This window comes from Streptomyces sp. SDr-06 (assembly GCF_003324565.1).
GTDB lineage: Bacteria > Actinomycetota > Actinomycetes > Streptomycetales > Streptomycetaceae > Streptomyces.
In genome coordinates this window covers 198698-220253 of record NZ_QOLA01000009.1, presented here as the reverse complement: position 1 = coordinate 220253, position 21556 = coordinate 198698, and the positions used below count along the sequence as shown (strand labels likewise).

Annotated in this window: 15 protein-coding genes; 3 read left to right on the top strand and 12 right to left on the bottom strand. The window is 72.4% G+C overall.

Going from position 1 to position 21556, the window contains the following annotated elements; all coding sequences use genetic code 11:
* Positions 1-4 precede the first annotated feature (4 nt).
* Positions 5-1162, top strand: coding sequence for a PucR family transcriptional regulator (locus tag DT019_RS20485; protein ID WP_114038321.1), 1158 nt, complete (start codon positions 5-7; stop codon positions 1160-1162).
* Positions 1163-1283: 121 nt separating this feature from the next.
* Here the strand turns inward: DT019_RS20485 and DT019_RS20480 are convergent, their stop codons facing one another.
* From DT019_RS20480 to DT019_RS20450, 7 genes are all read right to left on the bottom strand, one after another.
* Complete coding sequence (locus DT019_RS20480; protein ID WP_114038320.1) at positions 1284-1877, bottom strand: TetR/AcrR family transcriptional regulator; 594 nt, start codon at positions 1875-1877, stop codon at positions 1284-1286.
* A gap of 105 nt (positions 1878-1982) precedes the next feature.
* On the bottom strand, positions 1983-3575 hold the full coding sequence (serA, locus tag DT019_RS20475; RefSeq protein WP_114038319.1) for a phosphoglycerate dehydrogenase: 1593 nt from the start codon (positions 3573-3575) through the stop codon (positions 1983-1985).
* Between the two features lie 303 nt (positions 3576-3878).
* Positions 3879-4880 (bottom strand): ketol-acid reductoisomerase, encoded by a 1002-nt coding sequence (gene ilvC / locus DT019_RS20470; RefSeq protein ID WP_100577585.1) that lies wholly within the window; start codon positions 4878-4880, stop codon positions 3879-3881.
* 109 nt (positions 4881-4989) lie between these two features.
* Entirely contained in the window at positions 4990-5517 is a 528-nt protein-coding gene (gene ilvN, locus DT019_RS20465) for an acetolactate synthase small subunit (RefSeq protein ID WP_114038318.1), read from the bottom strand.
* A gap of 26 nt (positions 5518-5543) precedes the next feature.
* Positions 5544-7412, bottom strand: coding sequence for an acetolactate synthase large subunit (locus tag DT019_RS20460; protein ID WP_114038317.1), 1869 nt, complete (start codon positions 7410-7412; stop codon positions 5544-5546).
* 227 nt (positions 7413-7639) lie between these two features.
* A complete protein-coding gene (locus DT019_RS20455; protein WP_189389755.1) occupies positions 7640-10513 on the bottom strand; it encodes a putative bifunctional diguanylate cyclase/phosphodiesterase in 2874 nt (957 codons plus the stop codon).
* A gap of 390 nt (positions 10514-10903) precedes the next feature.
* Positions 10904-11845: a 2-hydroxyacid dehydrogenase gene (locus DT019_RS20450; protein WP_114038315.1), complete on the bottom strand. Its 942-nt coding sequence runs from the start codon at positions 11843-11845 to the stop codon at positions 10904-10906.
* 74 nt (positions 11846-11919) lie between these two features.
* On the opposite strand from DT019_RS20450, the gene DT019_RS20445 reads away from it, so the two are divergent.
* Complete coding sequence (locus tag DT019_RS20445; RefSeq protein WP_114038314.1) at positions 11920-12933, top strand: aldo/keto reductase; 1014 nt, start codon at positions 11920-11922, stop codon at positions 12931-12933.
* A gap of 108 nt (positions 12934-13041) precedes the next feature.
* A complete protein-coding gene (locus DT019_RS20440; protein WP_114038313.1) occupies positions 13042-14235 on the top strand; it encodes a PQQ-dependent sugar dehydrogenase in 1194 nt (397 codons plus the stop codon).
* A 3-nt stretch (positions 14236-14238) separates the two neighbouring features.
* Here the strand turns inward: DT019_RS20440 and DT019_RS20435 are convergent, their stop codons facing one another.
* From DT019_RS20435 to DT019_RS20420, 5 genes are all read right to left on the bottom strand, one after another.
* Positions 14239-17316 (bottom strand): helix-turn-helix transcriptional regulator, encoded by a 3078-nt coding sequence (locus DT019_RS20435; RefSeq protein WP_114038312.1) that lies wholly within the window; start codon positions 17314-17316, stop codon positions 14239-14241.
* A 148-nt stretch (positions 17317-17464) separates the two neighbouring features.
* Positions 17465-17641: a hypothetical protein gene (locus tag DT019_RS39645; RefSeq protein WP_189389753.1), complete on the bottom strand. Its 177-nt coding sequence runs from the start codon at positions 17639-17641 to the stop codon at positions 17465-17467.
* A gap of 214 nt (positions 17642-17855) precedes the next feature.
* Positions 17856-18503, bottom strand: a complete 648-nt coding sequence (locus tag DT019_RS20430) for a hypothetical protein (protein ID WP_114038369.1) — start codon at positions 18501-18503, stop codon at positions 17856-17858.
* A 102-nt stretch (positions 18504-18605) separates the two neighbouring features.
* Positions 18606-19166: a GNAT family N-acetyltransferase gene (locus tag DT019_RS20425; protein ID WP_114038311.1), complete on the bottom strand. Its 561-nt coding sequence runs from the start codon at positions 19164-19166 to the stop codon at positions 18606-18608.
* 32 nt (positions 19167-19198) lie between these two features.
* Entirely contained in the window at positions 19199-21403 is a 2205-nt protein-coding gene (locus DT019_RS20420) for an MMPL family transporter (protein ID WP_114038310.1), read from the bottom strand.
* Positions 21404-21556 lie beyond the last annotated feature (153 nt).

The following is a 21556-nucleotide window of genomic DNA, read 5'->3' as shown; positions in this document are numbered from 1 at the left end:
GAGAATGGCCGGTGTGAAGGGCGACTACCAGGATCTGGTCGATGAAATCTCGGCGCTGCTCGGCGCCCCGGCGACGCTGGAGAACCGGGACTTCGGGCTCATCGCCTTCGGCGCCCACGACTCCGACGACGACACGGCCATGGACCCGGTGCGCACCCGCTCGATCCTGACCCGCAAGTCGACGCCCGCCGTCCGGGCCTGGTTCGAGGGCTTCGGCATCACCCGCGCCACCGGCCCGGTCCGCATCCCGGCCGCGCCCGACGCGGGGGTCTTCCGTGGCCGGATCTGTCTTCCGGTACGCCACCGGGGCGTCGCCCTCGGATACGTCTGGCTGCTCGACGCCGAGCCCGGCCCGGCCGAGGACAAGCTCGCCGCGGCGATGGAGGTGGCCGCCAGGATCGGGGGGCTGCTCGCGGACGAGGCGCAGGCCGGCGCCGACCTCTCGCGCGAGTTCCGGGCGGCGCTGACCGCCGGGGGCGGCTGGCAGCGCGACACCGCGACCGCCGCGTTGCAGACGGCGCTCGGCCCCGACGCGGAGGGACTGCACGCGCTGGTGTGCGTCGCCCCCTGGCCCGCGAAGGACGCCCCCTCGGCCCGTACGGTGCCGGGCGCGGCGGCGGTGTGCACGGTGCCGTGGGGCCCGGCCGACTCCGGCGCCGAGGGGCTCGCCGCCCTGGTGCGGCTGCGTTCGGCGGAGGCGCTCGCACCGGCCAGGACCGCGGCGGAGCGGCTGCGCGGGGACGCCGGGAGCGGTGCGGCCGCCGGGGTGGCGGTGGCCCGCCGCGGTCTCGGCGACCTCGCCCTGGCCCTGCGGGAGGCGACCGCCGCCGTCCGTGCGGCACTTGCCGAGCCCCGGCTCGGCCCGGTCGCCCAGTGGTCGGACATCGGCCCGTACCGCCTGCTGACCGCCCTGCCGTCGGGGCGTGGTCAAGACCCGTGCGTACGGGCCCTGTTGGTCCCGGCCCACACCGAACTCGCCCGCACCGCCGAGGTGTTCCTCGACCACGCGGGCCAGGCGGGACGCGCGGCGGCGGCCCTCGGCGTGCACCGCCAGACGCTCTACTACCGGCTGTCCCGGGTGGAGCACCTCACCGGCCTCGACCTGGACCGGGGCGAGGACCGGCTGCTGCTGCACATGGCTCTCAAGGCCGCGCGCCTGTGACGGTCAACTCCCGGGTCGGCAGAGGGCTTTGACCGGCCAACCCCGCACCCTTGAGACCCGCCGCCGCAGGGCCCTGTCCCGCTGCCATGCCGACCCGGGCCGAACCGCGGGACCTCACCCCTCAGCCCCGCTCCCCGTCGCTGTCCAGCCCCATGACGATCTTCAGACCCTCCGTCAGGTCCTGCGCCGAGGGCGCGGTCTCCGGGTCGACCATCCACTGCACCATCACTCCGGCCAGCAGCGCCTGGTAGAAGGTTCCGGCGAGCCGGGCCCGCTCCGGGTCGGCCTCCTCGTCGATGCCGAGGAAGCCCTCGGCGAGGCCCTTGCGCCCCTCCAACTGCGGCCCCGCGAGCGCCTTCTGGAGCTCGGGGTCGCTGTCGATGCGGGAGACGATCTCCATCTGGAGCTTCCAGACCGGGCGGCTCTGCTCGTAGGAGTCGATGACCTGGGCCCAGCCCCGCTCGAAGCGTTCCAGCGGGGGGAGCTCCTCGCGCGCGCCGTCGCCCTGCCGCGCCTCGGCGACCGCGTCGCCCCACTCCTCGGTCAGCTTCAGGAAGGCCAGGTTGAGCAGGGCCTCCTTGGAGCCGTAGTGGTAGCCGATGGAGGCCAGATTGGTGCCGGACTCGGCGACGATGTCGCGCGCGGTGGTGCGGGCGTAGCCCTTCTCCAGCAGGCAGCGCTTGGCGCCTTCGAGCAGATCCTCACGGTGTCCCATGACAGCAGCGTACCCGGCATGCAGACATCCGTCTAAGACAAGCGTCTACGGATGTCCGCGGGCCGGGTACGGGAGCCGCGGGACCTCGGGGGCTCGGCCCCGGGGTCAGTCGGTCAGGTTGACCGAGCGGGCCGAGTTGGCGCCGATCTCCTCGGCGACCTCGGTCAGCACGTTCTGCGGGATGGTGTCGTCCACGGTCAGCACGGCGAGCGCCTCGCCGCCCTCCTCCGCGCGGGAGACCTGCATCCCGGCGATGTTGAGCCCGGCCTCGCCGAGGACCCGGCCCACCGCGCCGACCACGCCGGGGCGGTCCTCGTAACGCAGCACGATCATGTGGTCCGCGAGCGCCAGGTCCACGTCGAACTCACCGATCGCGACGACCTTCTGGAGGTGCTTGGGACCGGCCAGGGTGCCCGAGACCGAGACCTCCTCGCCGCCCGACAGGGTGCCGCGCACGGTCACCACGTTGCGGTGGTTGGGCGACTCGCTCGACGTGGTGAGGCGGACCTCGACGCCGCGCTCCTGCGCGAAGAGCGGCGCGTTGACGTAGGACACCGTCTCGTCCACCACGTCCTCGAACACGCCCTTGAGCGCGCTGAGTTCGAGCACCTTGACGTCGTGCTGGGTGAGCTCGCCGTACACCTCGACGTCGAGGCGGACCGCGACCTCGCCCGCGAGCGCCGTGAAGATCCGGCCCAGGCGCTCGGCGAGCGGCAGGCCCGGCTTGACGTCCTCGGCGATCACGCCGCCCTGGACGTTGACCGCGTCCGGCACCAGCTCGCCCGCGAGCGCGAGGCGCACGGACTTGGCGACGGCGATGCCCGCCTTCTCCTGGGCCTCGTCGGTGGAGGCGCCCAGGTGCGGGGTGCAGACGACCTGGTCGAGCTCGAAGAGCGGGGAGTCCGTGCAGGGCTCCTTCGCGTACACGTCCAGACCGGCGCCCGCGACGCGGCCCTCCTTGAGGGCGGAGTACAGCGCGGCCTCGTCCACGATGCCGCCGCGCGCCGCGTTCACGATCCGCACGTGCGGCTGCACCTTGTGCAGCGCCTCGTCGCCGATCAGGCCGAGCGTCTCGGGGGTCTTGGGCAGATGCACGGTGATGAAGTCGGAGACTTCGAGCAGCTCGTCGAGGGAGAGGAGCTTGACGCCCATCTGGGCGGCGCGCGCGGGCTGCACATAGGGGTCGTACGCGACGATCTTCATGCCGAAGGCCGACATGCGCTGCGCGACCAGGACACCGATGCGGCCGAGGCCGACGACGCCGAGGGTCTTCTCGCTGAGCTCGACGCCGGTGTACTTGTTCCGCTTCCACTCGCCGTTCTTGAGCGCGGTGTTGGCCTGCGGGATGTTGCGCGCGGTGGCGACCAGGAGACCGCAGGCGAGCTCGGCCGCGGTGACGATGTTGGAGGTCGGGGCGTTCACGACCATCACGCCGGCCTTGGTGGCGGCGGACACGTCGACGTTGTCGAGGCCGACTCCCGCGCGGGCGACGACCCTCAGCTTCCTCGCGGCGGCGATGGCCTCGGCGTCGACCTTGGTGGCCGAGCGGATCAGGATCGCGTCGACATCGGCGATGGCGGGCAGCAGTTCCGCGCGGTCGGCTCCGTTGCAGTGCCGGATCTCGAAGTCCGGCCCCAGGGCGTCGACGGTGGCGGGCGACAGCTCTTCAGCGATGAGTACGACAGGTTTCGAGCTCACGTGGGTCCTCACTGAATCCTTTGCGGACGGCCGTCCCGACGGCCGCAGGCGGTGGAGGGGCAGCGGCGCCGGGGAATTTCGGGGCGTGCCGGCAATTCCTCGGGGTCGCTGTGCCGCGTGGAAGACGCACGACGCTGTGGGCCTGACGCGTTTGTGTTGCTGAGCAGTGTAGTGCTGCTCCCCCCATGGTTTTCCGCCACGAAGGCAGGATCACCCGATGGGGGTTGGACGTGGTGTCCATGGTCGCGCAGGGGTCGGCGGGGCCGGACACGAAGAGCGTGCCCGGCCCCGCCGACGTACGGCTTACGCCTCGTCGTTCTGCACCCAGCTCATGAGCTTGCGCAGCTCCTTGCCGGTGGTCTCCAGGAGGTGCTCGGAGTCCTGCGTCTTGTACTCGTTGTACTTCTTCAGGCCGCCGTGGTACTCGTCCATCCAGTTCTTGGCGAACGTGCCGTCCTGGATCTCGGCGAGGACCTTCTTCATCTCGGCCTTGGTGTCGGCGGTGATGATGCGCGGACCGGTGACGTAGTCGCCCCACTCCGCGGTCTCCGAGATCGACCAGCGCATCTTCTCCAGACCGCCCTCGTACATGAGGTCCACGATCAGCTTCAGCTCGTGCAGGCACTCGAAGTACGCGATCTCCGGCTGGTAACCGGCCTCGGTCAGCGTCTCGAAGCCCGCCTTGACCAGCGCCGCGGTACCACCGCACAGCACGGCCTGCTCACCGAACAGGTCGGTCTCGGTCTCCTCGGTGAACGTCGTCTTGATGACGCCGGCCCGGGTGCCGCCGATGCCCTTGGCGTACGAGAGCGCCAGCGCCAGGCCGTTGCCCTGCGGGTCCTGCTCGACGGCCACGATGCACGGAACGCCGCGGCCCTCCTCGTACTGACGGCGCACCAGGTGACCGGGGCCCTTGGGCGCGACCATCGCGACGGTCACGTTGGCCGGGGGCTTGATGAAGCCGAAGCGGATGTTCAGGCCGTGGCCGAAGAAGAGCGCGTCGCCGTCCTTCAGGTTGTCCTTGATGGACTCCTCGTAGACCTGGGCCTGGATCGGGTCCGGGACCAGGATCATGATGACGTCGGCCTCGGCCGCGGCCTCGGACGGCGTCACCACGCGCAGGCCCTGCTCCTCGGCCTTCGCCTTGGACTTGGAGCCCTCGTGCAGACCGACGCGGACGTCGACACCCGAGTCACGGAGCGACAGCGCGTGGGCGTGGCCCTGGCTGCCGTAACCGATCACCGCGACCTTGCGGCCCTGGATGATGGACAGGTCGGCATCGTCGTCGTAGAACAGCTCGGCCACTGGGATATCTCCTTGGTGTGCTGGTGTTGCGTCCACCGTATCGGTGGGGGTGAGTGAGGAATGGGTGAGTCTCGCGATACGGGCGGGTCAGGCCCGGGTCGGCGAGGGCTCAGGCGCTGCGGTCCAGGGCGCGCAGCGAGCGGTCCGTGATGGACCGGGCGCCGCGCCCTATGGCGATCGTGCCGGACTGGACGAGCTCCTTGATGCCGAACTGCTCCAGCATCTTCAGCATGGCCTCCAGCTTGTCGGCGCCGCCGGTGGCCTCGATGGTCACGGCCTCGGGCGAGACGTCCACGGTCTTGGCGCGGAACAGCTGGACGATCTCGACGATCTGGGAGCGCGTTTCGTTGTCGGCACGCACCTTCACCAGGACGAGCTCGCGCTGGATCGCAGCGCTGGGCTCGAGTTCGACGATCTTCAGGACGTTGACGAGCTTGTTGAGCTGCTTGGTCACCTGCTCCAGGGGCAGGTCCTCGACATTGACCACGATGGTGATGCGGGAGATGTCGGGGTGCTCGGTGACACCGACCGCGAGCGAGTCGATGTTGAAGCCGCGGCGGGAGAACAGGGCGGCGATCCGGGCGAGGATGCCGGGGGTGTTCTCGACCAGGACCGAGAGCGTGTGCTTGGTGGACATGAGCCTCTTACCTCTTCCTACAGCTCTCAGTCGTCTTCGTTGTCGCCGAAGTCGGGGCGGACGCCGCGGGCGGCCATGACCTCGTCGTTGGAGGTGCCGGCGGCGACCATCGGCCACACCTGCGCGTCCTCGTGGACGATGAAGTCGATCACGACCGGACGGTCGTTGATCGAGTTCGCCTCCTCGATGACCTTGTCCAGGTCCTCGGGACGCTCACAGCGGATCGCGTAGCAGCCCATCGCCTCGGACAGCTTGACGAAGTCCGGGACACGGGTGCCGCCGCTCGGCTTGCCCTCGGCGGCGACGCCGTCCTCCGGACCGGAGTGCAGCACCGTGTTGGAGTAGCGCTGGTTGTAGAACAGGGTCTGCCACTGGCGGACCATCCCGAGCGCACCGTTGTTGATGATGGCGACCTTGATCGGGATGTTGTTCAGCGCGCAGGTGGTCAGTTCCTGGTTGGTCATCTGGAAGCAGCCGTCGCCGTCGATCGCCCAGACCATCCGGTCCGGCTGACCGGCCTTGGCGCCCATCGCGGCCGGGACCGCGTAGCCCATGGTCCCGGCGCCGCCCGAGTTCAGCCAGGTGGCGGGCAGTTCGTAGTTCACGAAGTGCGCGGCCCACATCTGGTGCTGGCCGACCCCGGCCGCGTAGATGGTGTCCGGGTCCGCCAGCTCACCGATGCGCTGGATGACCCGCTGCGGCGACAGCGTGCCGTCGTTCGGCTCGTCGTAGCCCAGCGGGTACGTCTCGCGCCACCGGTTGAGGTCCTTCCACCAGGCGCTGTAGTCGCCCTTGTGGCCCTCGGAGTACTCGGCCTGGACGGCCTGGACCAGGTCGGCGATGACCTCGCGGGCGTCACCCACGATCGGGACGTCGACCTCGCGGTTCTTGCCGATCTCGGCCGGGTCGATGTCCGCGTGGATGACCTTGGCGAATGGCGCGAAGCTGTCCAGCTTGCCGGTGACGCGGTCGTCGAAGCGGGTGCCGAGCGCGATGAGCAGGTCCGACTTCTGCAGCGCGGTGACGGCGGTGACCGCACCGTGCATGCCGGGCATTCCCACGTGCAGCGGGTGGCTGTCGGGGAAGGCGCCGAGCGCCATCAGGGTGGTGGTGACGGGCGCTCCGGTGAGCTCCGCGAGGACCTTCAGCTCGGCGGTCGCGCCGGACTTCAGGACGCCGCCGCCGACGTACAGGACCGGGCGCTTGGCCGCCACGATCAGCTTGGCGGCCTCGCGGATCTGCTTGGCGTGCGGCTTGGTGACCGGCCGGTAGCCCGGCAGGTCGGTCTGCGGCGGCCAGGCGAAGGTGGTCTGCGCCTGGAGGGCGTCCTTGGCGATGTCGACCAGGACCGGGCCCGGACGGCCCGTCGAGGCGATGTGGAACGCCTCGGCGATGGTCCGCGGGATGTCCTCCGCCTTGGTGACCAGGAAGTTGTGCTTGGTGATCGGCATCGTGATGCCGACGATGTCCGCCTCCTGGAAGGCGTCCGTACCGATCGCCTTGGAGGAGACCTGACCGGTGATCGCGACCAGCGGCACCGAATCCATGTGCGCGTCCGCGATCGGCGTCACCAGGTTGGTGGCGCCCGGCCCCGACGTCGCCATGCACACCCCGACCTTGCCGGTGGCCTGGGCATACCCCGTGGCCGCGTGCCCCGCGCCCTGCTCGTGCCGCACCAGCACGTGACGGACCCGGGTGGAGTCCATCATCGGGTCGTACGCCGGCAGGATGGCGCCGCCCGGAATCCCGAACACGACCTCCGCCCCGACTTCCTCGAGAGAACGGATGAGGGACTTCGCGCCCGTGACGTGCTCAACGGTCGCGGACTGGTGTCCGCCGTTACGGGGCCGCGGCTGCGGATGGTGGGCCCCGGTGGCCTGCTCGGTCATCGGCATTCTCTTCTCGAAGCTGAGGGTTTTTGCGGGGGTTTGGTCGAGATCGCTGTGGTGCTTGAGGGGTGCCAGTGCAACAAAAAACCCCTCGTGCCGTGAGGCAAGCGAGGGGAGCGCGTCGGGTGCGGTCTGCGGAGCCTGCATGGGGCTCCGCTTCAGCCGACGCGCTTTCCAAGTACGAGAATTCGGGTGCGCATGGCATTGACCCTCCCCCCGGCGCGCAGGTGGTGTCAAGTAGGTGGGACGGGCGTCTCATTATTTGAGCCGAGCAGCGGTCCCCTTCGGCCACTGAGCACGGGGAGCGCGGCCCCGCCAGGCACCGGGTACTCGCCCCGCAGCAGCGCCCTGCGCAGCCGGTACTCGTCCAGCGGCCCGGAGAACGCCATGCCCTGCCCGTGCGTGCACCCCATGGCGCGCAGCGCCAGGACCTGCTCCGGCACGTCCACCCCGTCGGCCACCGACTGCATGCCGAGATCGCAGGCGATCCGGAGCAGCCCCGCGGTGATCTTGTGCAGACGGGCCGACTCGACGACGCCCTCGACCAGGCCTCTGTCCAGTTTCAGTACGTCGATGGGGAGCCGGCGCAGGGCGTTGATCGCCGCGTAGCCGCTGCCGAAGCCGTCGAGCGCGATCCGTACGCCGAGCCTGCGCAGGCCGACCAGGCGCCGCTCCAGCTCGTCGAAGGAGATCCTGGGGTCGCTGTCGGCGAGCTCGATGATCAGGGCGCCGGAGGGCAGTCCGTGCCTGGTCAGGAGGGCTTCCACGGAGCCGAGCGGCATCGACTTGTCGAGCAGCCGCCGGGCCGGGAGGCGGATCGAGACGGGTGCGTCGTGGCCCGCCCGCATGCGGTCGGCGGCCTGCTCGACGGCCTCTTCGAGCAGCCAGCGGCTCAGCTCCGCGGCACGCTCGCTCTCGTCGGCGACCCGCAGGAATTCGGCCGGGGTGAACAGGATGCCCTGGGCTGATCTCCACCGGGCCTGGGCGGCCACCGCGGAGACCTCGCCGGTGGTGAGGTCGACGACGGGCTCGTGCAGCACCGCGAACTCGCCCTCGTTCAGCGCCGTGCGCAGCCGGGCCGCGAGCTCGGTCTTGCGGACGACCTCGGCCTGCATCTGAGGGGCGTACAGCTCGACCCGGTTCTTGCCGCCCTTCTTGGCCCGGTACATCGCGAGGTCGGCGTTGCGCAGCAGCTCGCCCGCGGTGACGCCGGGCTCGGCGAAGGCCACGCCGATGGAGGCGGCGACCCGGACATCGTTGCCGTCGATCTGGTAGGGCTGCGACAGGGTGAGGCGCAGTCTGTCGGCGATCTCCCTGACGTGGTACTCGCGGGCCGCGCGGTCGCGGGTGCCGTCGCCCAGGATCAGCGCGGCGAACTCGTCGCCGCCGAGCCGGGCCGCGGTGTCGCCGGCCCGTACCGACTCCTGGAGCCTGCGGGCGGCCTGGATGAGCAGTTCGTCGCCCGCCTGGTGGCCGATGGTGTCGTTGACCTGCTTGAAGCCGTCGAGGTCGATGAAGAGCACGGCCGTGCCGGGGTCGGAGTTGCGCCGCCCGCCGAGCGCCTTGCGCACCCGCTTGGTGAACAGGGCGCGGTTGGGCAGGTCGGTGAGCGGGTCGTGTTCGGCGTTGTGCTCCAACTGCGCCTGGAGGCGCACCCGTTCGGTGACGTCGCGGCTGTTGAGAATGAGCCCGCCCTGGTGGCGGTTGACGGTGGACTCCACGTTGAGCCACTCGCCGGTCCCCGACTTGAAGCGGCACTCGATCCGCGTCGTGGGCTCCTCGGCGGGCGGCGCCGCCAGAAACCGGCGCACCTCGTGCACCACCCGGCCCAGGTCCTCGGGGTGGATGAGCGAGGCGAGCTCGGAGCCCACCAGCTCCTCCGCGTCCCGCCCGTAGACGCCGGCCGCGGCCGGGCTCACGTACCGCAGCATCCCGGTGGGCGCGGCGATCATGATGACGTCGCTGGAGCCCTGCACCAGGGAGCGGAAGTGGTTCTCCTTCTGGGCCAGTTCGTGGGTGAGCGCGATGTTGTCGAGCAGCATGATCCCCTGGCGGACGACCAGGGCGAGCACCACGGTGCAGCCGGTGAAGACGACCATGCGGTCGACCCGGTGGCCCTCGATGACGTTGTAGAGGATGCCCAGGGTGCACACGGCGGCCGCGAGGTACGGCGTGAGCGCGGCCAGCGAGCTGGCGAGCGGCCGCGTCACCGGCAGGGCGTGCGAGCGGCCGCGGCCGGGGGCAGGGCGGGCGGCCGGCGGGGCGGCCGCCGGCGGGCGGGGCGGTGCGGCGGGAGACCGGCGGGCCCCCCAGGGGGCGTACGCGAGCAGCAGGGATCCGGCGAACCAGCCGGCGTCCAGGAGCTGGCCCGAGCGGTAGTGCTCGCGCAGCAGCGGCGAGGTGAACAGGGCGTCGCACAGCACGGTGAGGGCGAGCGCCGCGATCGCGGTGTTCACCGCGGACCGGTTGGCCGACGAGCGCCGGAAGTGCAGCGCGAGCACCATGCTGACCAGCACGATGTCGAGCAGCGGATAGGCGAGCGTGAGGGTGGCGTGCGCGACGCCCTCGCCCTCCCCCTCGTGGGCCGTGCGCGCGAGGGCCAGGCTCCAGGACAGGGTGAGCAGCGAGCCGCCGATGAGCCAGGAGTCGAGGGCCAGGCAGACCCAACCGGCCCTGGTGACGGGGCGCTTGGCGAGGACGAGCAGGCCCACGATGGCGGGCGGCGCGAAGCAGAGGAAGAAGAAGTCGGCGGGCGAGGGGGTGGGCACGCCGCGCCGGAGCACGACCTCGTACCAGCCCCAGACTCCGTTGCCGCAGGCGGCCATGGCGGAGGAGAAGGAGAACAGCAGCCAGGCGGGCCGAAAGCTGTTCTCGCTCTCGGTGGCCCCGCTCCGGGCGTACCGGAAGCAGGAGACCGAGGCGACCACCGCCGCGCCGGAGAGGCCGAAGTCACCCATGACAAGAGCGAGTTGCTCGGAACCCCAGCCGAGGAATGCGCCGGTGGCATATCCGGCGCAGATCAGCGCGAGCACCAGCTGGGACACCATGCCGGCTCCGCCCCCCGTGGTCATGGGCGGCCGCGTCAGGATCGCTCCGGGCGCGCTCACCGGACCGCTCCCCGCCACCGGGCCGGCCGCGGGACCCCTCCCGGCCGGCGCCGGGAGCCGGTATCGCCGCGCCGGGAGCCGTGCTCCTGGGCGCGGTTGGTCGTTGTGCCGTTTATCGCCTCGGCGCTCGCCGCTCCACCGCGGCGCATCATTGCGCGATGCGCGCGGGGTTGCCGCAGGCGGCTCCACCGCGTCGGATCGTTCGTCCATTGGCCGTGCATCGCCCGTCGCCCCCCTCGCAGTGATCGCTCCCCCGCGCCGTAGACGCACGGCGCCGGCCCCCGGTCGGGACGATACACCAGTCTCGTCACTCAGGGACATAGCCCTTATACGCTCAGTGACAGCCTGGAGTCATGTGGGCACCGGGTGCACCCGAACCGCTGCGGAGCGTTACTGATCCGTCGTCAGAACCACGTTGGCGAGCGGCTCTTGGGCCGCGAAGCGGGTGAGCTGAGCGGCCAGCAGCCGCTTGGCGCGGGGCAGGAAAGCGGAGCTGGAGCCGCCCACGTGCGGGCTGATGAGGACATTGGGCGCCTGCCACAGCGGGTGCCCCACGGGCAGCGGCTCGGGGTCCGTGACATCCAGTGCCGCATGCAGGCGCCCGGACTCCACCTCGGCGAGCAGCGCCTTCGTGTCGACCACCGGGCCGCGCGCCACGTTCACCAGGAGCGCCCCGTCCCTGAGCCGGGCCAGGAACTCGGCGTCCACCAGGCCCTTCGTGCTCTCGGTGAGCGGCGTGGAGACGATGACGACGTCCGCCTCCGGGAGCAGAGCGGGCAAATCGGTCCATGCGTGCACTTCGCCGCGCTCCGTTGTACGCCAGGAGCGCGCGACGCGCGCCACCCGCGCGCACTCGAAGGGGGCGAGCCGGTCCTCGATGGCGGCGCCGATCGACCCGTACCCGACGATCAGGACCGACTTGTCGGCCAGGGCCGGATAGAACCCCGAGCGCCACTCCTGCCGCTCCTGTCCCTGGACGAAGCCGGGGATCCCGCGCAGCGAGGCGAGGACGAGCGTCAGGGCGAGCTCGGCGGTGGACGCCTCGTGCACCCCGCGGGCGTTGCACAGCCGCACGCCCGGCGGCAGCAGCCCGATGCCGGGCTGTACGTGGTCGATCCCGGCGGTCAGCGTCTGCACGACGCGCAGGCCCGTCATGGCGGCGAGCGGGCGGACCGCGATCTCGGAGGGCTTCATGTACGGGACCACGTAGACGGCGCAGTCGGCCGGGTCGGCCGGGTAGTCGGGGCCGCCGTCCCAGAACCGGTAGGCGAGAGAGGCGGGAAGACCCGGGATCTCGGCCGGGTCGAAGGGGAGCCACACGTCTGCAGTCATGGTCAGGAGGCTATGCGAAGCGTGTCCGGGGCCAGAGGTTAGTTTGGGGAGCGACGAGGGAGGGATCCGGCCAGGTGGAGCGCAGGACAATCGGGGCGGGGGCCCTGCGGGCGGGTGCGATAGGACTCGGCTGCATGCCGATGAGCTGGGGCTACAGCCGCTCGCAGCAGGACCTGGAGCGCTCGCTGCGAGCCGTGCACGCCGCCCTCGACAGCGGCTCGAACCTGCTGGACACCGCCGACATGTACGGCCCGTTCACCAACGAGCTGCTGATCGGTCGGGTGCTGAAGGAGCGCCGGGACGAGGCGTTCGTCACCACCAAGTGCGGGCTGCTCGTGGGCGTCGACCAGCACGTGGTCGCCAACGGCCGCCCGGGATACGTGCGCCGGGCCTGCGACGCCTCGCTCCGCCGGCTCGGGACCGATGTCATCGACCTCTATCTGCTGCACCGCGCCGACCCCGAGGTCCCCGTCGAGGAGACCTGGGGCGCGATGGCGGAGCTGGTGACGGCCGGGAAGGTGCGGGCACTCGGCCTGAGCGCGATGGGCGCGCGGGCGGTGCGCCGGGCGGCGCCGGGGGCCCGGGTGCACGGGCTGGACGTCGGCCGGTACGACCAGACGGTGGGGCTGCTCGACCGCGTGCAGCAGGTGTTCCCGGTGAGCGCCGTGCAGGCGGAGCTGTCCCTCTGGTCGCGGGAGGCGCTGGACGCGCTGCTGCCGTGGTGCGCGGTCCGGGGCGTGGGCCTGCTCGCCGCGATGCCGCTGGGCAACGGGTTCCTGACGGGCACGCTCACCCCGGGGCAGGGCTTCGAGCCGGACGACATCCGGGCCCGCCACCCCCGCTTCACCGCGGAGATGATGGCGGCGAACCAGCCCCTGGTCGTGGGCCTGCGCCGGGTGGGCGCGCGGCACGGGGCGACCCCGGGGCAGGTGGCGCTGGCCTGGCTGCTGCGGCTGGGGCAGCAGGTGATCCCCGTGCCGGGGGCCAAGCGGGAGGAGTGGGTGCGGGAGAACGCCCGCGCGGCGGAGCTGTCCCTGACCGCGCGTGACCTGGCGGAACTGGCCGCGCTGCCGCCCGCCCGGGACTGAGCGCCGGCGCCCTCGGAAGCGGACGGGCGTGCCCCGGCCTGCGAAGGAGCATCCCGCGGCGCGGAGTTGGAGCGGGCGGTCGGCGGTCAAGGGGGCGCTGCCCGCAGAATGAACCCAGCGCATCGACCCCCGTCGAAGGGAACCAGAACCGTGCGACGAACCACCGCGGCCACCGCCCTGGCCACAGCCGCGCTCGTGCTCGCGGCGGGCTGCTCCTCGCCGGGCGCGCAGCCGCGGGGCCAGGGCGCGCCCTCCGCGACCGGGGCCTCCTCGTCCGCCACACCCGGCGCCCAACTCCCGCCCGCCAAGGGCTCGGTGAAGGTGGCCAGGACCGTCGCCACGGACCTGAAGTCGCCCTGGGGCATCGCTCCGCTTCCCGAGGGCGGGCTCCTGATCGGCTCCCGTGACGACGGCTCGGTCGTGCTCGTCGACGCCGCGAGCGGCAGGAGGACGAACGTGGGCAGCGTGCCCGGCGTCGCCCACCAGGGCGAGGGCGGCCTGCTCGGCCTGGCCCTGTCGCCCTCGTACGCCTCGGACCATCTGCTCTACGCGTACTTCACCACCGAGTCCGACAACCGCATCGCCCGGATGATCTACGATCCCCAGCGGCCGGAGGGCCAGCAGCTCGGGGCGCCGGACACCATCCTTCGCGGCATCCCCAAGGGCAACAACCACAACGGCGGCCGGATCGCGTTCGGGCCGGACCGGATGCTCTACGCGGGGACCGGCGAGACCGGCGACCGGGGGCTCGCCCAGGACAAGAAGTCGCTCGGCGGGAAGATCCTGCGGATGACACCGGACGGGCAGCCCGCGTACGGCAATCCGGAGCCGGACTCGCTCGTCTACTCCTTTGGGCACCGCAATGTGCAGGGGCTCGCCTGGGACGTCGAGAACCGGCTGTGGGCCTCGGAGTTCGGCCAGGACACCTGGGACGAGCTCAACCTCATCGAGCCGGGCAGGAACTACGGCTGGCCCGTGGTGGAGGGCCGGGGGGACAAGCCCGGGTACGTCGATCCCGTCGCCCAGTGGAAGCCGTCGGAGGCCTCGCCCAGCGGGATCGCGTTCGCGGGCGGGTGTGTGTGGATCGCCTCGCTCAGGGGCGAGCGGCTGTGGCGCGTCCCGCTCGACGCCACCAAGCCGCTCGCCGCTCCCGAGGCCTTCCTGACCGGGCAGTACGGACGGCTGCGCACCGTCGTGGCGGCCGGGACCGCGGGCAAGCTGTGGCTGCTCACCAACAACACCGACTCGCGCGGCAAGCCGAAGCCCGGCGACGACCGCGTCCTGGAGCTGGACGTCACCTAGCGGTCACGAGGCGGGACGGGCCACCGCCTCGCCCGGGAACAGGTTGATGCGGTGGGCCAGCGCGGCCGCCTCGCCCCGGCCCGAAACCCCCAGCTTGGCCAGGATGTTGGAGACGTGCACGCTCGCCGTCTTCGGGGAGATGTAGAGCTCCTCGGCGATCTGGCGGTTGCTGTGGCCCGCCGCGACCAGGCGGAGGACGTCCCGTTCGCGGCTGGTGAGCCCGAGCGCCTCCGCCGGGTCGACCGGGTCCTCGGGCGCGACGGGGTCCGGCCCGGTCAGCGGCAGGCGGGCCCGGCGGGCCAGCAGCTCCAGCTGTTCGCGCAGAGGGCGGGCGCCCAGGCGTACGGACTCGGCGTGGGCCTGGCGAAGCAGCGAGGCGACCCGCCCCCGGTCGCCGCCCTCGGCGAGGAGGGCCGCGGCCCAGCGGTGGCAGACCACGGCCAGCTCATGCGGGCGTTCGAGGGGCCTGAGCGCGTGGGCGGCCGCTTCCCAGCGGGCCGCCGCGTCGCGGTCCTCCGCCCGGGCCAGTTCGGCGGCGACGACGAGGGCGAACGCCTCGCACACGGCGACGCCGGTCGGGAGCCGCTTGGCCGCGGCGCGGATGAGGTCGAGGGCGGCGGCCCGGCCCGGCTCCGCCGCGGGCAGGCCCCGTACGTCGGCCTCCATCGCGGCGGCGGAGGCGAGCAGCGGCCAGGCGTAGCGCTGGGTGCCGGGCGGGAAGCCGGGCTCCACGGCGCGGGCCAGCTCGGCGCGGGCCTCCTCGATGCGGCCCTGGGCGGCCGCGATGCCGAAGGCGACGCGGGCCAGCGGGATGGCGTGCTGGGCCATCGGGTCGTACTTGCCGAAGGCGCCGTGGGCGTCGGCGAGAGAGGCGGCGGCGAGCTCCAACTCGCCCCGGAGCAGCGCGAGATTGGCGCGCCGCATGAGGACGTTGCCAAGCGGTTTGGTGCTCACGGCGGTGCGCTGGACCCGCTCGATGCAGTCGACGGTCTCCTCCCAGCGCCCGAGGTGGAAGAGGGATTCTGCCCGGTTGGCCTGTACCCAGGCCTCGTTGTCGAGCAGCCCGTACTTCTGGGCGAGGCGAACCCCGGCGTCCGCCAGGAGCACCGCGTCCGCCGAGCGGCCGATGGCCTCCAGGCTGGAGCAGAGGTTCACATGGCCGCGGCCCGCCTCGCCGACCAGGCCCAGTTCGAGCGAGCGGTCGATCACCGCGCGCATGGTGGCCAGGCCGTCCTCGACCGAGCCGGAGTCGACCATGAGGCTGCCGAGGGTGAGCCGTACGTTGAGCTCGATCTCCTCGGTGCGCACCAACCGGGCGTAGGCGACGGCCTGTTCGGCCTCGGCCAGGGACTCGGGGCCCGGCCTGTGCAGCATGCTCCAGTTGGCCGCGGTGGCCATGACCTCGGCGTGCACGGGCGACGGCGGCAGCCCGCGCACCAGGTCCTGGGCGGTGGTGATCTCCTCCCAGCCGTCGCCGCGCCCCAGGTTCTGCACCAGGCGGGAGCGCTGGATCCAGAACCAGGCGGCGCGCAGCGGGTCGGTCCCGGAGGAGGACCGGTCGTTCTCGGCGATGAGCCGCAGGGCCCGCTTGGCCAGCTTCAGGGCGCGTTCGCGTTCGCCGCAGTAGCGGGCGGCCTCGACGGCCTCGGCGAGCAGGTCGAGGTAGCGCAGCGGCGCCGCGCTCTCGGGGGCGCGGCCGCAGGCCGGGTAGGAGCCCGCGTGGTCCAGCGGCCGCAGTCCGTCGCGCACCTCCTCGGGTACGGAGTCCCACAGCTCCATCGCCCGGGACAGGAGGGTGAGCTGCTCGGAGTAGGCGTGCCGGCGGCGGGCCTCGACGGCGGCCCGCAGCACGACGGGCAGCGCCTTGGCCGCGTCGTGCGCGTGGTACCAGTAGGTGGCGAGCCGGGTGGTCTGCTCGTCGGGCCGGACCAGCGCGGGATCGGCCTCCAGCGCTTCGGCGTAGCGGCGGTTCAGGCGCGAGCACTCGCCGGGCAGCAGGTCGTCGCTGACGGCCTCGCGGACCAGGGAGTGGCGGAAGCGGTAGCCGTCGCCGTCCGCCGCGGGCAGCAGGATGTTCGCGCCGACGGCGGCCCGCAGCGCCTCGATGAGCTTGTCCTCGGGGAGCCGGGCGACGGCGGCGAGCAGGGGGTACTCGACGGTGGAGCCGCCCTCGGCGGCGATCCGCACCACCCGCTGGGCGTCCTCGGGCAGGCTCTCGACGCGGACGAGCAGGAGGTCGCGCAACGAGTCGCTGAGGTCGGGGCAGGTGCCGTCGGAGTCGCGGCCGACGACGAGCTCCTCCACGAAGAAGGCGTTGCCGTCGGAGCGCTCGAATATCTCGTCCACCAGACGCTGTTCGGGCTCGGCCGCGAGGATTCCGGTGAGCTGGTGCTGGACCTCGGACCGGGTGAAGCGGGGCAGTTCGATGCGCCGCACGCTGCGCAGCCGGTCGAGCTCGGCGAGCAGCGGGCGCAGCGGGTGGCGGCGGTGGATGTCGTCGGCGCGGTAGGTGGCCACGACGACGAGCCGGCCGCGCCGCAGGGTGCGGAAGAGGTAGGAGAGCAGGTGGCGGGTGGAGGCGTCCGCCCAGTGCAGGTCTTCGAGGACGAGGACGACCGTGCGCTCGGCGGCGATCCGCTCCAGCATCCGGACGGTCAGCTCGAAGAGGCGCGCGGTGCCGTCCTCGCGCGCGACGGGGCTGCCGGGCTGGGCAAGCTCGGGCAGGAGGAGGGCGAGCTCCTGCTCCTGGCCGTCGGCGGCGGCCGCGAGCTCGTCGGGCAGTTGGCGGCGCAGGGCGCGCAGCGCGGCCGAGAAGGGGGCGAACGGCAGCCCGTCGGCGCCGACCTCGACGCAGCCGCCGATGGCGATCACGGCGCCGGCCGCGCGGGCCGCGTCGGTGAACTCCTCGACGAGCCGGCTCTTGCCGACGCCCGCCTCGCCGCCCACGAGCAGCGCCTGCGGCTCTCCCCCGGGCTCCGCGGTGGACGCGGCGCGGGCGAGTGCTTCGTTCAATGCCCGCAACTCGGCGGCGCGGCCGACGAACACGGGGCTGACTGACCTGGTCTCCACGGTGCCGAGCATCGCACAGGCGTCCGGCGACGCGGGACCGGACGGTCCGTCCCCGGCTGGGGAGGCGGCCCCGGAGGAGGTCGGGGCCACGGCCGGGGACGGCGTCCGATCGGTGGGAGCGGAGTGGATCGGAGGGGTTGTCATCGCGGACGGCCGGATCTCAGGCGGCCCGGACGAACCGGCTGCGCGGTGAACTCACCTGCCCCTCCGCTCCGTTGTCGCCACTGCGGCGGCCGAAGCGGCGCGCTGCGCGGCGGGCCTGGCCCACCAGGCGCTCGTGGTCGGCGCGGCGCAGCAGCTCGGCCTCGTGGGTCTTGTGCATCTCGTAGTCGAACATCTCGTACTCCTGGAATCGATGGGGTTGAGGTGGCCGCTCGGCCCCGGTGGTGTTCCGGGTTCCTTGCGATGTCTCAACTCTCGTCTCCCAGGGGCCTCTCCCACATCGGGCGAGTGCCGCATCTGTGGGGAGGTGCTGCCTTAGGCGGCCCGGATACCGGACGTGAGCCGCCTAAGGCAGGGGGGCGGGCGCCTTAGGAGCGCCCCGGGGGGCCTCAGCCCTTGGTGCTGGGCAGCGCCGCGAACAGGTCGAGGTACATGCCCGCGGAGATCAGCAGGCCGATCACGCCGAGGACGACTCCGGCCAGCGCGACGGCCTTGACCCACACCGGCTGCTCGGCGCGGCCCGGCGTGCCGAAGGCGGGCCGGGCGAGCACGACGGCGCCGACGATCAGGGCGAGCAGCGCGAAGACGCCGTTGACCAGGGCGGTGGTGTGCCAGGAGTTGCCGTAGATCTCCTGGATCTGCTGGGCCGCGGTCGCGCTCTGGGAGGTCTTGATCTGTCCGACGAGGGTGGCCCGCTCGGAGAGCGTCTTGCCCATCCAGGTGCCGCTGAGCGACACCGCGCCCAGGGCCGCGGCGACGACGGCGCCGGCGCCGGCGCCGAAGCCCGCGCGGGCGGAGGTCTCGTCCTCGGCGAGCTCGTCGTCCTCGGCGTCCTCGGCGTCCTCGGCGAGACCGTCTTCGGACCCGGCGTCCCGCGGGTCCCCGGCCTCGGGGGTCTTGGGGGTGTCCGTCGCTCCGGCGGCCCCGGGGTCCGGTTCCGCGGCCGCTCCCCCGGTGGCGGACGTGGCCTCGGTCTCGGTCTCGGCGGCCTTCTCGTTCTCGGCGTCGGTCTTGGTCGTGGCGGGGGTGGCGTTCATGCCGGGCACGCTAGGTGCCGTTTCTGAGAGCCCGCTGAGAGCTTCCTTAACGGCCCCGCCCGCGCCCGGCACCGATCGTTCCCCGCGCCGGGCGTGTCGCGTTCAGCGCCCCGCTCGCGCCGCCCGCCAGTCGTCGGCGAGCACCGACCAGACCTCGCTGTCGTGGCGCACCCCGCGGTAGAGGTAGCTCTCCCTGAGCACCCCGTCCCTGACCATGCCGAGCCGCCTGGCCACGTTGATGCTCGCCGTGTTCCCGGCCGAGGCCACCCACTCGACGCGGTGCATGCCCCGCACGTCGACGGCCCAGTCGATCAGCAGCGTGACCGCCCGGGTGACCAGGCCGCGGCCGACCGCCGCCTCCTCCAGCCAGCAGCCGACCTCACAGGTGCCCCGCGCCGCGTCGAAGGTCCGGAACAGCACCCCGCCGACGAGGGTGTCCTCGCGCCAGATGCCGTACAGGCGCCCGGTGTCCGCGGCGCCCTTGTCGGCGTACCCCTGGAGGTAGGCGCGGGCGGAGGCCAGGTCGGTGGCGTGGTCGGGCAGCGCGATGTGGGTGCCGATGAAGGCCCGGCTCCGGTCGATGTGGGCGAGGAACTCCGCGGCCTGCCACGGCTCCAGGGGGCGCAGTTCGGCCCCGTCGTCGCCCAGGGGCACAGCGAACATCGCGGCTCCTCCACCTTCGTACGCCTTGGTCATCACGGCACGAGCTGCCCGGCCGGTTCGGTCTCGGGCTGCTCCGGGATCTTCGCACGGCGGCCTTCGGGCGCTTCGATGCTGATCCGCGGAAGCCGCCGCTCCAGCCAGCCGGGCAGCCACCAGTTGGCGCCGCCGAGCAGGTGCATGAGGGCGGGCACGAGCAGGGTGCGCAGGACGAACGCGTCGAGGGCGACGGCCGCCGCGAGCGCGATGCCGAACATGGCGATCACGCGGTCGCCGCTGAGCACGAAGGCCCCGAAGACCGAAATCATGATCACGGCGGCCGAGTTGATGACCCGGCTGGTCTCGGCGAGGCCGACCCGGACCGCCCGCCGGTTGTCGCCGGTCTCCAGCCACTCCTCGTACATGCGGCTGACCAGGAACACCTGGTAGTCCATGGACAGGCCGAAGAGCACCGAGACCATGATCACGGGCAGGAACGGCTCGATGGGCCCGGAGCGGCCGAGCCCCATGAGCTCGCTGCCCCAGCCCCACTGGAAGACCGCGACGACGATGCCGAACGCGGAGGCCACCGCCGCCACGTTCATCACGGCCGCCTTGAGCGGGATCCCGACCGAGCGGAAGGCGAGCAGCAGCAGGACGCAGCCGAGGGCGATCACCACGCCGACGAACAGCGGGAGTTTGCCGACGATGATCGCCGCGAAGTCGTCGTAGCCGGCCGTCACGCCGCCCACGTACGCCTGGAGCGAGCTGCCCCGCTCGGCCGCCGGGAGCACCTCGTGGCGCAGCCGGTCGACGAGTTCGCTGGTGCGCTGCGACTGCGGGGCCGAGTCCGGCACGACGGTCAGGACGGCGGTGCTGCCGCTGCCGTTGTACGTCACCGGGCTCACCGAGGCGACGCCCCCGGCGGCGCGCAGCACGTCGGGCAGCCGGTCCATCGCGAGCCGGTCGCCGGGGCCCGCCAGTTCGGCGACCACGGTGAGCGGCCCGTTCACGCCGGGCCCGAAGCCGTCGGCGAGGAGGTCGTAGGCCTGGCGCGTGGTCGACTTCGCGGGGTTGTTGCCCTGGTCGGAGGTGCCGAGGTGGAGGGAGAGCGCGGGCAGGGCGAGCACCAGCATCACCACGGCGGCGACCGCTCCGAGCAGCTTGGGGTGGCGCTCCACGAAGGCGGCCCAGCGGGCGGCGAACCCGGGCGGCGGCTCGGGCCGCGGCCCCTGTTCGGCGAGTTGGCGCCGTTCGCGGCGGCTGAGCGCCCGCGTCCCGATGAACGAGAGCAGCGCGGGCAGCAGCGTGACGGACGCGGCCACGGTCAGGACGACGGTGAGGGAGGCGGCGACGGCGACGCCGTTGAGGAAGCCGAGGCGCAGGGTCAGCATGCCGAGCAGGGCGATGCACACGGTGGCGCCCGCGAAGACGACGGCCCGGCCGGTGGTGGCGACGGCGGTGCGGGCCGCCTCCTCGACGCTCAGGCCCCGGCGCAGCCCGCGCCGGTGCCTGGTCACGATGAACAGGGCGTAGTCGATGCCGACGCCGAGCCCGATGAGCATGCCGAGCATGGGCGCGAAGTCGGCGACCGTCATGACGTGGCCGAGCAGTCCGATGCCCGCGTACGCGGTGCCGACGCCGATGAGCGCGGTGGCGATCGGCAGCAGGCTGGCGGCGAACGAGCCGAAGGCGAGGAACAGCACGACGGCCGCGACGACCACGCCGACGACCTCGGACAGGTGCGCGGACGGCGCCTCGGTCAGCCCGACCGCGCTGCCGCCGAGTTCGACGTCGAGGGAGGCGGACGCGGCGGCCCTGGCCGTGTCGACGACCGCCTCGGCCCGCGCCTTGGGGAGGTCGTCGGCCTGTGCGTCGAAGGTGACCGTCGCATAGGCGGTGCGGCCGTCGGCGCTGATCCGCGCCGCCCCGTCGGGCCCGTACGGGCCGGTCACGGAGGCCACGCCGGGGAGCTTCGCGATCTGCCCGAGCGTCGCCTGCATCGTCTTCCGTACGCCGCTGTCGCGGACCGAGCCGGTCGCGGTGTGCCAGACGACGGTGTCGGTGTCGCCGCCCCGGCCGTGGAAGCCCGCGTCGAGCAGGGCGCTCGCGTGGCCGGACTCGGTGCCGGGGACCTCGTAGTCGTTGGAGTAGGCCGAACCCGCGACGGCCGCGGCGGCGGTTGTGGCGCCGAGCGCGAGGAGCCAGAGCAGTACGGCGACGAGGCGGTGCCTGACACACCAGCGCGCGAGGGCGGCCAACAGAGTGCTCCCGGTTGATTGTGTTGCTCTTTGACCGGGAACAGCCCGCAAAGAACGGCGGCGCGCAGGATGCGCGTCAGCCACTCTGGCAGTCAATAGAGATCGTTTGCCCGTTTCGTGGCCTTACTCACAGGGTCCGTCCCCCAGGTGGGG

Coding starts and splice junctions, on each gene's coding strand:
- DT019_RS20485 (WP_114038321.1), top strand. CDS start 5: ATGGCCGGTGTGAAGGGCGACTACCAGGATCTGGTCGATGAAATCTCG.
- DT019_RS20480 (WP_114038320.1), bottom strand. CDS start 1,877: ATGGGACACCGTGAGGATCTGCTCGAAGGCGCCAAGCGCTGCCTGCTG.
- ilvN (WP_114038318.1), bottom strand. CDS start 5,517: ATGTCCACCAAGCACACGCTCTCGGTCCTGGTCGAGAACACCCCCGGC.
- DT019_RS20460 (WP_114038317.1), bottom strand. CDS start 7,412: ATGCCGATGACCGAGCAGGCCACCGGGGCCCACCATCCGCAGCCGCGG.
- DT019_RS20450 (WP_114038315.1), bottom strand. CDS start 11,845: ATGACTGCAGACGTGTGGCTCCCCTTCGACCCGGCCGAGATCCCGGGT.
- DT019_RS20440 (WP_114038313.1), top strand. CDS start 13,042: ATGAACCCAGCGCATCGACCCCCGTCGAAGGGAACCAGAACCGTGCGA.
- DT019_RS20435 (WP_114038312.1), bottom strand. CDS start 17,316: ATGCTCGGCACCGTGGAGACCAGGTCAGTCAGCCCCGTGTTCGTCGGC.
- DT019_RS39645 (WP_189389753.1), bottom strand. CDS start 17,641: ATGTTCGACTACGAGATGCACAAGACCCACGAGGCCGAGCTGCTGCGC.
- DT019_RS20430 (WP_114038369.1), bottom strand. CDS start 18,503: ATGAACGCCACCCCCGCCACGACCAAGACCGACGCCGAGAACGAGAAG.
- DT019_RS20425 (WP_114038311.1), bottom strand. CDS start 19,166: ATGTTCGCTGTGCCCCTGGGCGACGACGGGGCCGAACTGCGCCCCCTG.